This is a genomic window from Candidatus Thermoplasmatota archaeon, from assembly GCA_035541015.1.
In the GTDB taxonomy this organism is placed as follows: domain Archaea; phylum Thermoplasmatota; class SW-10-69-26; order JACQPN01; family JAIVGT01; genus DATLFM01.
This window is the reverse complement of record DATLFM010000100.1, coordinates 1-10,613: the sequence shown is the minus strand read 5'-3', so window position 1 is coordinate 10,613 and position 10,613 is coordinate 1. Positions and strand designations below refer to the sequence as shown.

The 10,613-nt window shown below is 68.8% G+C and carries 14 protein-coding genes and 1 tRNA gene; 9 read left to right on the top strand and 6 right to left on the bottom strand.

Annotation, left to right across the window (positions count from 1 at the left end):
- From VM681_09750 to sucC, 4 genes are all read right to left on the bottom strand, one after another.
- Nucleotides 1–709: hypothetical protein (locus tag VM681_09750; GenBank protein ID HVL88267.1), on the bottom strand; the 709-nt coding region annotated here is incomplete at its 3' end.
- 51 nt (nucleotides 710–760) lie between these two features.
- Nucleotides 761–2,209: a CARDB domain-containing protein gene (locus VM681_09745; GenBank protein ID HVL88266.1), complete on the bottom strand. Its 1,449-nt coding sequence runs from the start codon at nucleotides 2,207–2,209 to the stop codon at nucleotides 761–763.
- Between the two features lie 116 nt (nucleotides 2,210–2,325).
- Nucleotides 2,326–3,201: a succinate--CoA ligase subunit alpha gene (sucD, locus tag VM681_09740; GenBank protein HVL88265.1), complete on the bottom strand. Its 876-nt coding sequence runs from the start codon at nucleotides 3,199–3,201 to the stop codon at nucleotides 2,326–2,328.
- Entirely contained in the window at nucleotides 3,202–4,341 is a 1,140-nt protein-coding gene (gene sucC, locus VM681_09735) for an ADP-forming succinate--CoA ligase subunit beta (protein ID HVL88264.1), read from the bottom strand.
- 58 nt (nucleotides 4,342–4,399) lie between these two features.
- On the opposite strand from sucC, the gene VM681_09730 reads away from it, so the two are divergent.
- Both VM681_09730 and VM681_09725 read left to right on the top strand, forming a co-directional pair.
- Nucleotides 4,400–4,891, top strand: coding sequence for a hypothetical protein (locus VM681_09730; GenBank protein ID HVL88263.1), 492 nt, complete (start codon nucleotides 4,400–4,402; stop codon nucleotides 4,889–4,891).
- A 112-nt stretch (nucleotides 4,892–5,003) separates the two neighbouring features.
- Nucleotides 5,004–5,228, top strand: a complete 225-nt coding sequence (locus tag VM681_09725; GenBank protein HVL88262.1) for a hypothetical protein — start codon at nucleotides 5,004–5,006, stop codon at nucleotides 5,226–5,228.
- On the opposite strand, the gene VM681_09720 is transcribed toward VM681_09725, so the two are convergent.
- Nucleotides 5,225–5,428 carry a hypothetical protein gene (locus tag VM681_09720; GenBank protein ID HVL88261.1) on the bottom strand — a complete coding sequence of 68 codons (204 nt, stop codon included), beginning with the start codon at nucleotides 5,426–5,428 and terminating at the stop codon, nucleotides 5,225–5,227. The two genes, VM681_09725 and VM681_09720, sit on opposite strands and share 4 nt — an antisense overlap.
- A gap of 277 nt (nucleotides 5,429–5,705) precedes the next feature.
- Between VM681_09720 and VM681_09715 the strand changes: the two genes are divergently transcribed.
- The 6 genes from VM681_09715 (at nucleotide 5,706) to VM681_09690 (ending at nucleotide 8,990) form a co-directional block, all read left to right on the top strand.
- Complete coding sequence (locus VM681_09715) at nucleotides 5,706–6,125, top strand: helix-turn-helix domain-containing protein (protein ID HVL88260.1); 420 nt, start codon at nucleotides 5,706–5,708, stop codon at nucleotides 6,123–6,125.
- Nucleotides 6,126–6,167: 42 nt separating this feature from the next.
- Nucleotides 6,168–6,240 (top strand) — tRNA-Thr (locus VM681_09710).
- 73 nt (nucleotides 6,241–6,313) lie between these two features.
- Nucleotides 6,314–6,877 (top strand): hypothetical protein, encoded by a 564-nt coding sequence (locus VM681_09705; protein HVL88259.1) that lies wholly within the window; start codon nucleotides 6,314–6,316, stop codon nucleotides 6,875–6,877.
- A 27-nt stretch (nucleotides 6,878–6,904) separates the two neighbouring features.
- The gene (locus tag VM681_09700) at nucleotides 6,905–7,072 is read left to right on the top strand and encodes a preprotein translocase subunit Sec61beta (GenBank protein ID HVL88258.1); all 168 of its coding nucleotides are present in this window, start codon (nucleotides 6,905–6,907) and stop codon (nucleotides 7,070–7,072) included.
- A gap of 36 nt (nucleotides 7,073–7,108) precedes the next feature.
- Entirely contained in the window at nucleotides 7,109–8,173 is a 1,065-nt protein-coding gene (locus VM681_09695; GenBank protein HVL88257.1) for an amidohydrolase family protein, read from the top strand.
- Entirely contained in the window at nucleotides 8,163–8,990 is an 828-nt protein-coding gene (locus VM681_09690) for a CBS domain-containing protein (GenBank protein ID HVL88256.1), read from the top strand. Before VM681_09695 ends, VM681_09690 begins: the two co-directional genes overlap by 11 nt.
- Before the next feature lie 9 nt (nucleotides 8,991–8,999).
- Here the strand turns inward: VM681_09690 and VM681_09685 are convergent, their stop codons facing one another.
- On the bottom strand, nucleotides 9,000–9,428 hold the full coding sequence (locus VM681_09685) for a PAS domain-containing protein (protein ID HVL88255.1): 429 nt from the start codon (nucleotides 9,426–9,428) through the stop codon (nucleotides 9,000–9,002).
- Between the two features lie 194 nt (nucleotides 9,429–9,622).
- On the opposite strand from VM681_09685, the gene glyS reads away from it, so the two are divergent.
- The coding region (glyS, locus tag VM681_09680; protein HVL88254.1) for a glycine--tRNA ligase at nucleotides 9,623–10,613 on the top strand (991 nt) is incomplete at its 3' end.

Sequence of the window (10,613 nt, the reverse complement as noted above, 5' to 3'; positions counted from 1 at the left end):
GCCCCCGCTGCTGCAGCTTGACGTGGGAACCGAAGGGCCGCTTGGCGGCGCCCCCGAGATAGGAGCCAAACGCGCCAAAGGCCCACGCGCCCGCGGAGACCGCCGCAAGCCCCGCCGAGGAGGCGAGCGCGGTGCGCCCGGCGCGATGCGCCAGGAATGCGACGCCGTAGGCCACGAGAAGGGCCACGACCGGGACCACCGCCTCCACGCCAAAGACGACCGCCGGACCGATCGCGGCCACGAAGGCGAACCCGAACGCGCCGGCAAAGTCGAAGGAACCCGCCCGCGCGGCCCCTCCCCCGACAAGGCCGGCAAACGCCGTAAGGCCCGTCGCGAGCGCAGCAAACGGCACAAACGGCGCGCGGCCGAACACGCCGCCGGCTCCAAGCGTGGCAAAGAGCGCGCACAGCGCGGCAAAGCCGGCCGCGCCCGCGAACAGGGAGGCCGGAAGCCGCGCGCCCCAGGCGGTCCCGAGCGCAAAGGCGGCAAGCGTGGCAAACGCGGCGCCCGCGTAGGCCCCGTTTCCGATCGTCGCCGCCGCCGTGACTTCGAGCGGGCCGGACTGGGCCAGAAGCTCGTGGAAGCGCGCCGCGGCCATGCCCGCGCCCCACGCCGACGCGCCCGCGACGAGCGCGACTGCAAGCCAGGCGAGCTTGTGGCCGGCCCTCCGCCGCGCTGCGACCACGATGGGGTCGGGCTCGCGCGCCATGGTCAAGCACGCACGCGGACGCACTAGAGGTTTTCGAATCGCGCGCCGCGTTCAGTCGTAGCAGAAGCTCACATGGCTGATGTCCCGTCGCCCGTCGAAGGGCGTCGAGACGCCCTCCCCGGCGGTGCGCTCAAGCGGCGCGTCGTAGCGGTAGACGTTGGCGCCGTCGATTCCATCCTTGACGATCACGGCGTCCACGCCCACGTTGGCGCTCCAGTCGAAGCGGTTCCCGCTCTTGTTGGAGATCGTCACGACGATCGTGCCGTCCGTGTAGACCCCCTCGGCGGGGTCCTCGTCGATCTTGAACTCGATCCAGCTCTGGCCGGGGCCGACGTTGGCCGCGCACGTCTTGTTCGCGTTCGATGCGCCGGGCAGGTGCTCGGCCACCGCAAGCGCAAGCGAGGCGTCGTTGTTGGCCTCGTCCGACTCCGCGATCTCCTCGAGCGCGTCCACCTCGACGGCGACTGCGCGGGGTCCGGAGACGGCGGCCCAAGCGGTGCTCGGAACGGACACGCTCGCGCCCGCCGCAAGCCCGCCCACGTCGACGAGCCCGATCGCCGCGCCGTCCACGAGGAAGCGGACGCGGAAGGCCGGCGCGGCGCCGGCGCCGAGGTTTGTCACCTGCGCCGTGAACACGACGCTTGCGCCCGCCTCCGGCGACGGCGGCGACGCAAGAAGCGAGACGACGGCGAGGTCCGCCGACGGCGGAGGAGGCACGGCGGCCTGGTGAACCACGGTCTTCGACTGGACCGGCCCCTCGTTGCCTGCGGCGTCCACCGGAACCGCGAGCATGCGGTAGGACTGGCCCTCCTGCAGGTGCGAGACGTCAAAGGACGCCTGCCAGGACGCGCCCGTGGAAAGACGGTAGGAAGGATCGGGGGAGAATCCGGAGAGCGACAGATAGTGACCGTCTGCGACGCGCTGCAGCGCGATGCGCGTGGCGCCGACGCCCGAGCAGTCGTCCGTCGTCGAGCCGGTGACGGCGGCAAGGTTGACGCCTTGCCCCTCCGGAAGGTCGATCTCTCCGGCGGGCGGCTGCGTGTCGGCGCGACCCACGCGGACCGAGCCGTCGAAGACGACGGCCCCGGAGGGCCCGTGCACGATCGTCACGCCAAGGGACGCGATTGCTTCGGCGGTCGCAAGGCGGATCGATTGGCCCGGCACGAGATCGCCCACGACGCCAAGCGCGTCGCCGCGCCAAGCTTCGGAAGCGGCGAACGCCTGCTGGGCGGAGATCCCGTACGTGCTCGCGCCACGTACGCGCACGGACATGGCCTGCCACGTGGCCCCCCCGCTTTGCGCCGCGACGAGGAGACGCGCGCCGCAAGTGTCGGGCACCTGCGCGAAGGTGACGACGGGAGCGGCGGCGTCGTCCGCGGAGAAGCTCGTTGCCCAAATGTAGGTGGCCGTTGCGCTGGCGACGGTGGAAGCGACGAGGAGCACCACGCCGACCACGCTTGCGATCGCGTGCTCGTCCTGCCGAACCGAGCGCACCGCCATGCTCGACGGCTTCGTCGGGGAAGCGTACTTGAGAAGATTGGACCAAGTTTGGACCGTCGGCCCGCGCCTACTTAAAGGCGCGAAATGTCAACCCGGTTTTCCGGGGAATCGGCGGTTTACCTGCGGGAAGCTGCGCGCACGAGGTCGGCGATGTCGGTCGGGAACTTCGCAACCTCGACGCCGGCCTTGCGGAACGCCTCGATCTTGCTCTCGGCCGTGCCCTTGCCGCGCGCGATGATGGCGCCCGCGTGACCCATGCGCTTGCCCGGCGGCGCGGTGCGTCCGGCGATGTAGGCGAACACCGGCTTCGAAACGTTCCCGCGGATGTGCTCGGCTGCCTCCTCCTCGGCCGTTCCGCCGATCTCGCCCACGAGCACGATCGACTCCGTCTGCGGGTCGCGCTCCAACAGCGAAAGCGCCTCCACGAACGTGGTCCCGGGGATGGGATCGCCGCCCAGGCCAAGGCACGTGCTTTGCCCCACGCCCGCGGCCGTGAGCGCGTCCACGATCTCGTACGTGAGCGTTCCGCTGCGGCTGGCGATGCCCACCGAGCCCGGCTTGAAGATGTGGCCCGGCAGGATGCCGACCTTGCACCGCTCGCCCGGCGACGCTCCGCCGGGGCAATTGGGGCCGACGAGCGTCGCGCCCTTGTACTTCGCGTAGTGGACGAAGTCCATGGCGTCGTGGAACGGGATGTGCTCGGTGATGACGATGACCGTCTTCACGCCGGCGTCGAGCGCCTCGATCACGGCGTCCTTGGCAAACGGCGCCGGCACGAGCACGAGCGAGCAGTTGGCGCGCGTGCGGGAAACGGCCTCGGCCACGCCGTCGAAGACCGGAACGTCGTGCACGGTCTGGCCGCCCTTGCCCGGCGTCACGCCGGCCACGACGTTCGTGCCAAACTGCTTCATGGCGCCGATGTGGAACTGGCCCTGGTGACCCGTGGCGCCCTGGACGACGACGCGCGTCTCGCGCGTGAGGACGACGGCCATTTAGCGACCCCCCGTTTGCGCGAGGAGCTCGCGCTCGGTCTTCACGGTAAGCTCGGCCGCGCGCTGCAGCGTGTCGGCCGTCGTGAGGCCCGCGTCGGCCAGGATTTCGCGCGCCCGGACGTCGTTTGTCCCTTTGATGCGCGCGACGATCGGGAAGTCGACGCCCTCTCGGTCGAGGACCTCCTTCAGGCCCGTGGCGACCGTGTCGGTCTTCGTGATGCCGCCAAAGAGCGCCACGAGCATGACGGTCGGCTTGGCCTTCTTCATGAGGCGCAGCGCGCGCACGACCTGCTCGGGATTGTCGGTGCCGCCAAGATCGAGGAACACGCCCGCGTTGCCGCCGTATTCGCTCAGCGCGTCGAGCGTGGCCATGGTGAGGCCCGCGCCGTTGGCGATGACGCCGATCCGGCCTTCGAGCTGCACGAAGGCGATGCCCTGCTCGCGCGCCTCCTGCTCAAGCGGCGTGAGCTCCTCGTCGACCTGCTTGAACTCCGGATGGCGGAAGAGCGCGCCGTCGTTCAGGAGCACCTTGCTGTCGGCCGCCACGACCGTTCCGTCGCGCGTGACGGCAAGCGGGTTGATCTCGAGAAGCTCGGCGTCGCTTGCGCGGAAGGCCTGGTAGAGCTTGGCGAGGATCGCTCCCACCTGCTTTGCCTCGCCGGGCGCAAGGCCCAGCGCGGCCGTGAGGTCGCGCGCATGGTACGGCTGGAAACCGACGAGAGGGTTCACCGTCTTCTTCGCGATCGCCTCGTCGGGCACGCTTTCGATGTCCACGCCGCCGCGGGCGGAGACCATGACGAGCGCCTGGCGCGACGAGCGGTCGAGGAGCACCGAGGCGTACAGCTCCCTGGCGAAATCGAGCTTCTCGACGAGGAAGAGCTTGCGGACGACGTGGCCGTGGATCGTCATGCCCAGGATCGCGCGCGCATGGGCCTTGGTCTCGGCAAGGTCGTTGGCGAAACGAATGCCGCCGGCCTTGCCGCGCCCGCCAACGAGGACCTGCGCCTTCACGACAAGCGGGAAGCGGAGCTTCCCGGCCAACCCGTCGATCTCCTCCACGCGCTCGACCACGAAGCCGTGCGGCGTGGGAATCCCGTGCTTGGCGAAGATCTCGCGCCCCTGGTACTCGTAGAGCTTCATGCAGGACGGCGCGGAAACCATAGGACGGCTTTTGAGAGTTGCGGTGCCTACGGCCCCCGTGACCCCTTCCGAGAAGGCATTTTTCGCAAGCTACGTGGTGCGCACGGCGCCGTGGTGGCGCGAGGGCGACGCCGTGGTCGTCCTCGTCGACAAGCGCGAGACCGCCGTGGACCGTTGGTTCCGCGGGCTCCTTGGCACGCCCAAGCGGCTGCGCGTGCGCCTCGACGAGGTGGGCTCGTGGCTGCACGAGCTGGCCGACGGGGGGCGGACCGGGCGCGAGCTTTGCGAGGCCGCCGAGGCGCAGTTTGGCGACCGCGTGCGACCCGCGCGCGAGAGCGTCCGCAAGCACTTCGACCACCTGGGCCGCCTTCGCGCGGTGGCCTTCTCCGCGGGCCCCGGGCAAAGCCTTGGCCCGACGTTTCCCAAGGAAACCGCATGCCGGCGGTGCGGGCACGCGACGCGCCTTTTGGAGACCGACGTCCGTTACCGATGTCCGGAATGCGGCACCGTCAACCGTGCCGTTCATGAGGATTCAAAAGGGCTGAAATAGGCCGGCCCATGGGCCCGGGGGACGAGGCCGCCCGGACACCCTCGCGAACCGTTAAGGGCCCTCCCGACCGAAGCTTGGCCGTGGTGAAGGCTTGATTGGGGTCTTCGCGCGGATGTTTCGCCGGGAAGATCGCATCGTCCAGGTCGACGAGCTCGCGGACGACAGCGGGTACAAGATCCAGGCGCACGCGCCCGACGGCGAGACGACCGTCCTCATGAACCAGGAGCCCTCCGCGTTCATCGACGAAGTGAAGTACGAGGGTGGAAACGTCCTCGTCGCGCCAATCCTCGAGGCGCTTCTCGAGAACCTCCGCCGCAAGCCCAAGGACGAGAACTAGGACTCCTCGGACGGCACATCGGCGAGCTCGGGAAGGTCTGCGCCCGGAAACGTGTGGAACTCCGGGTTGCGGTCGAAGTAGTTCTTGAGCGCCGTCTCCACGGCCTCGGTGATCGTGATCCCCTGCGTAAGCTTCAGCGTGTGAAGCTTCAGGTGCTGATGGATCGGAATCTTGACCTTGATTTCCTTCGCCTTTGGCATTCCTTACCTCCCCCTTGCGGAGGAGAAGACTGCCCGCCCGCTTACTTAACGGGTGCTGAATCTCCCGCGAAGGTTCCACGTACGCCGAGTACGTATCGCGGGAACGCGTTTCGAACCTGCTTTTTTCTCGACACCAAGAGGCTTTCCCGAGCGCGAAAACGGCGGCACCGGCGCGCGTGCGTACTCACACGGAGCGTTCGCGCGGCCCCCCTCGTGCGCCCCGCAGCGATCCTTCTCGACGGCAAGCATTAATACTATCGATCTCGTAGGGATGGCCATGGCACGCGCCGCGCAACGCACCCGCCCCGCCGAGGGCCCTCGCCCGCTTTCCGAGCAGGCCTGCGGGCAAGGCGGCGGGTGCGACCTCGGAGACCTCCTTCGCCTGCTGGGCCGCTCCCACGTGATGGAAATCCTCTACATCGCCAACAACGAGCCCGGACCCCATCGGTTCGTGGACCTCCAGCGAAGGCTGCGAATGTCCCCCAACACGCTCTCCGAGCGCCTGAAGGACCTCGTCGAGGCGGGCTTGCTCAAGCGCACCGCATACAGCGAGCTTCCCCCGCGCGTGGACTACGAGGCGACGGCCAAGGCCCGCGACTTGAAGCCCGTCTTCCACAGCCTCGTCAAGTGGGCCCGCCGGCACGACCTCGAAGCCGCCCCACCGTTGGCGGCGAGCAAGACGACGGCGACAGCGTAGCGGCAGGTTTTCGGCCTTCGCCGGTCCTGCCGCCCGCAAGGTGCCACCTTAGCTCAGTCGGGAGAGCGTCTGACTTGTAATCAGAAGGTCCCGAGTTCGATTCTCGGAGGTGGCTTTCCGCGGAGATGGCTCCCGGTACAACGGACTGACCAAAGAGATGAAGTGAACGAGCCGCGAGCCGGGAGGCGATGGGAAGCCTGTTCGTACCGGCCCTGCTTCTGTCGACTCTCGCCGCGTCGGCGGCCGCCGGGAGTCCTCTTTCGATTGTGGCCGGGTGGCTTGCGGTCGCAGCCATCCTTTTCGCAGAAGCGCTCCGCGCACGTCCGCATCGGTGGCTTTCTTTCGCCCCCGCCGCGCTCGCGATCGCCCCGCTTGTAGCCCTTCTCCTTGGGGCGGGGCTCGTCCTGGACTTCGAGCCCGGCTCTCCTGCACGGTTCCGCGTGCCGGCTCTGCTTCCGCTTGGTTGGCTCGGCTTTGCTCCCGGCGTGCTCCTTCGCGCGACGCTTGCGGGCCCGACGCGGCGCGCTTCGTTTGCGGCGACTTCGCTTGGCGCGCTTGCCCTGCTCGCCGTAGGCCTCGCGTGGGGCGCCTCGCCGGTGGACAGCCTCCCGCCCGGAAGCGGCCTCCCCCTCGCCATCGCGGCCTCCTTGACGCCGGCCGCATGGGCCTGCGCCGCGGTCGTTCTCCTCCACGAGCTTGTCGGCGGGCTTCGACCTCGCACGCACCGGGCGTCCCGGGCAAGCAACGCTTAAGTACCCGAGCCCGGCATCCTCGATTCCATGGCGAAGAAGGACAAGGGTCCGGGCTTCCAGCAGGCGGCCGGCCTCATCCGCTACTTCGACGCGGAAGAGGACACGAACCTCAAGATCAACCCGTACATCGTGCTCGCCCTCACGTTTGGAACGGGCATCTTCCTCCTCGCCCTCGGCTACTTCTACAAGGTTTAGGCAAACCCTTTTGCGGCGGGACCCGCTCGCTTCGCGATGCACGTCCTTGCCGGCCGCATCCACGACGGAACGCGGTTCGTGGAAGGCTGGCTTGGCATCGACGGCTCCTCGGTGCAGTTGGGCCGCGGCAGGCCGCCCCGGCCGCCGCTGGCCGAGGGCGTCGTCGTCCCCTGCCCGCTCAACGCCCACACGCACGCCGGCGACGCCGCGTTTGCCGGGCGCGCGATCCCCCGCGACCTCGCAACCGTTGTCGCGCCGCCGGACGGCCTCAAGCACCGTTGGCTGCGCCAGACGCCCACGGACGAGCTCGCCGCGGGCATGCGCGATCACCTGCGCGCGGCCGCCGGCGCCGGCATGGGCGGCATCGTCGATTTTCGAGAGGGTGGCGTCGAAGGCGCCCGTCTCCTGCGGGCAGCTGCGCCGCCCGGCTTTCCGGCCATCGTGCTGGGTCGACCGGACACGGCCAACCCGAGCGACGCCGAGCTTGCCGAGCTCGTGCGCGCGTGCGACGGCATCGGCCTTTCGGCGATCCGGGACGTTCCGTGGCAGCACGCCCGTCGGCTCGCCCGCGCCGCGCGCAACGCCGGGAAGCTCTTCGCGCTCCACGCAAGCGAAGGGGTCCGCGAGCCCATCGAGCGCATCCTCGATCTTGCGCCCGACTTCGTCGTGCACATGTGCGCGGCGACCGACGACGACCTGCGCGCGCTCGCTTCGGCGGGCATCCCGCTTGTCGTCACGCCGCGCGCCAACGAGCACTGGGGCCTCTCCGCTCCGTTCGCCCGAGCGCGCAAGGCCGGCTGCGTGGTGGGCCTCGGAACGGACAACGCCATGCTCGCGGACGGCGACGTCTTCGCGGAAGCGCGGCGGCTTCGCGAGCGCGGCGCCGCGCCCGACGACGCGTTGTTGGAGAGTCTGACGCTTGGCGGCTGGAAAGCTTTAAACCGCGAAGCCAGCGTTAACCCCCTCGCCCCCGGGGGCGTCCCGGCGTTTGCCGTCTTCGACGACCTCGGCGATCCGTTTGAGAGCGTCCTTGGGGCACGTGCGCGGCTGTCGCGGGTCGTCCGCGCGGCGGCGCCAGAGGTGAAACCGGATGCGCGTTGAAGAGCTCATGACGAAGGACCCGATTGTGGCGGAAGTTCCCGGCCACCGGAACGACGTTCTCAAACTCCTCGTCCAGCACTCCGTCTCCGGCGTCCCCGTCGTGAAGTCCAAGACCCGAAAGCTCATGGGCGTCGTGACGCGCAGCGACATCTTCCGCCGCCCCGACGAGGAGCAGATCGCGCTTCTCATGACGCAAGGACCCGTCACGATCTCGCCCAAGGACGAGGTCTCGAAGGCGGCGCGCATCTTCCACGAGAAGCGCATCCACGGGCTCCCCGTCGTCGTGGCCGACGAGCTCGTGGGCGTTCTCAGCCCAAGCGACGTGCTCAAGGTCATCGCGGAGTCGAGCACCAAGCGCCCGGTCGAGGAGTTCGTGACGGAGAAGGCCTGCCCGGTCTGGACGGACACCCCGCTTCGCGTGGTCTGGGAGATCATGCGCGTGGCGCGCCAGAACGCCGTTCCGATCCTGGACGACAAGGGGGCCCTCGTGGGCATCGTCGCCGACAGCGACCTCTTCAAGAAGAGCCAGGTCGAGGACCTCGTGAAGAAGGGGAAGCTCGGCCTCGACGAGGAGAACTGGGACGGCTTCCGCACCGTCATGCCGCTGTACCTTGCCAACAGCAAGATCGAGATCCCAAGCGCGCCCGTGAAGGACGTCATGGTGCGGGACATCCAGACGGTCTTCCTGCGGACCTCGGTCAGCGAGGCGGCCAAGAAGATGCGCCGCTACAAGATCAACCAGCTGCCGATCGTGGACACCGAGGACCGGCTCGTCGGCATCATCACCGACCTCGACCTCATGCGGGCCGAGGCGTAGGGCCGCGGCTCACACGGGCTCGTACAGCCGCTCGCGAAGAGCCTGTTCCAAGTGGAGCACCTCGCGCTCGCCGCTTCCCATGTCGGCCTCCTGCACGCCGGCCAGGACGAGGTGGCTTCCATCCGGGCGACGGAAGAGCCGGATGCGCACGTCCACGAGGATCTCGGTGCCGTCCGACCGCAACGCGGGCACGCGCACGGGTCGTCCAAGCAGGCGGCTCTGCCTCGTCTTCCGGAACCGCGCGAATCCCTGCAGGTGACGCAAACGCATCCGCTCGGGCATGAGATCCGTGAGCGGCCGGCCCAGCGCGGCGCCGGGCGCCCAACCGAGGATGCGACACGCAGGCTCGCTCATGAAGCGGATCCGCCCCTCGTCATCGGCGGCCACAAACGCCGCCGGCAATTCGTCCAGCAACGCCTGCTCGGAGGCCGGGTCCACGACCCCAAACGCGCGACGTACGATTTGGTCCTTTCGCTGGCATGGCGGACGTCGCAAGGTCATTGCGGTCTTTTTGCCGACGGTCGGGCGATACGCTGCAAATCGCCGCAGCCGTTCGTCGAACGTCGCGGGGAATCGATGAGGGCGGCAACCGAAGCCTTAAAGCCCGCGCGCTACGTCGTGCGCGCTTGGCCATGCCAGGCGCGCCCGCCCCAAACGAGCGAAAGGACGTGCATGAGGAACTCATGGCGCTCGCCAAGCGCCGCGGGTTCGTCGCGCCCTCGTACGAGATCTACGGCGGCGTGGCCGGCTTCTACGACTACGGCCCGATGGGCGCCGCGATGAAGAACAACCTTCAGCAGCTGTGGCGCAGGTTCTACGTGCTGCGCGAAGGCATGGCCGAGATCGAGTGTCCCACGATCTCGCCCGAGCAGGTCTTCCGCGCGAGCGGACACTTGGAGAAGTTTGCGGATACGGTGGTGGAGTGCCCGGAGTGCGGGGCGGGCATGCGCGGCGACCATCTCGTGCGCGGCGAGCTTTCGCGCATCGGCCGCGCGATCGAGCCCATTTTAGTCAAGCACAAGGCCGGCGCGCTCGTGCAGGCGTTCGGTCGCGCGCTCGAGCTCCAACAGCTTTCGGCGGACAAGGACCCATCCCCCCAGAACATTCGCGAGCTTTTGGCCGCGGGCGAATTCACCGCGGAGGAAGGCGGCGTCCAGGTCGCCTACCGCGGGGCGCTCCTCACCGTTTCGGCGCAGGGCAAGCCCGTGCACAAGGACGCCGTCCGGTGCGTCGCCTGCGGAAAAGAGCTGGACGTCCGCCGCGCCAAGATTTCCTCCTTCAACCTCATGTTCAAGACCCAAGTGGGCCCGGGCTCGGCGCGCGCGGGCTACCTTCGGCCCGAGACGGCGCAGGGCATGTTCATGGACTTCCCATGGCTCCTGCAGCACTTCCGACAGACGCTGCCGTTTGGCGCCGTGCAGATCGGGCGCGCGTACCGCAACGAGATCAGCCCGCGCCAGGCCATGCTGCGCCTGCGCGAGTTCTCGCAGATGGAGGCCGAGGTCTTCTTCGACCCGCAGGACAAGGCGTGGCCCGGATACGAGCTCCTCGCCGGGCGCGATGCGGGCGAGCTTCTCGGCGCCTTCGCGAAGAAGGTGTTCTTCACGAACTCGGGCACCGAGA

Coding starts and splice junctions, on each gene's coding strand:
- VM681_09745 (HVL88266.1), bottom strand. CDS start 2,209: ATGGCGGTGCGCTCGGTTCGGCAGGACGAGCACGCGATCGCAAGCGTG.
- sucD (HVL88265.1), bottom strand. CDS start 3,201: ATGGCCGTCGTCCTCACGCGCGAGACGCGCGTCGTCGTCCAGGGCGCC.
- sucC (HVL88264.1), bottom strand. CDS start 4,341: ATGAAGCTCTACGAGTACCAGGGGCGCGAGATCTTCGCCAAGCACGGG.
- VM681_09725 (HVL88262.1), top strand. CDS start 5,004: ATGTTTCGCCGGGAAGATCGCATCGTCCAGGTCGACGAGCTCGCGGAC.
- VM681_09720 (HVL88261.1), bottom strand. CDS start 5,428: ATGCCAAAGGCGAAGGAAATCAAGGTCAAGATTCCGATCCATCAGCAC.
- VM681_09715 (HVL88260.1), top strand. CDS start 5,706: ATGGCACGCGCCGCGCAACGCACCCGCCCCGCCGAGGGCCCTCGCCCG.
- VM681_09705 (HVL88259.1), top strand. CDS start 6,314: ATGGGAAGCCTGTTCGTACCGGCCCTGCTTCTGTCGACTCTCGCCGCG.
- VM681_09700 (HVL88258.1), top strand. CDS start 6,905: ATGGCGAAGAAGGACAAGGGTCCGGGCTTCCAGCAGGCGGCCGGCCTC.
- VM681_09695 (HVL88257.1), top strand. CDS start 7,109: ATGCACGTCCTTGCCGGCCGCATCCACGACGGAACGCGGTTCGTGGAA.
- VM681_09690 (HVL88256.1), top strand. CDS start 8,163: ATGCGCGTTGAAGAGCTCATGACGAAGGACCCGATTGTGGCGGAAGTT.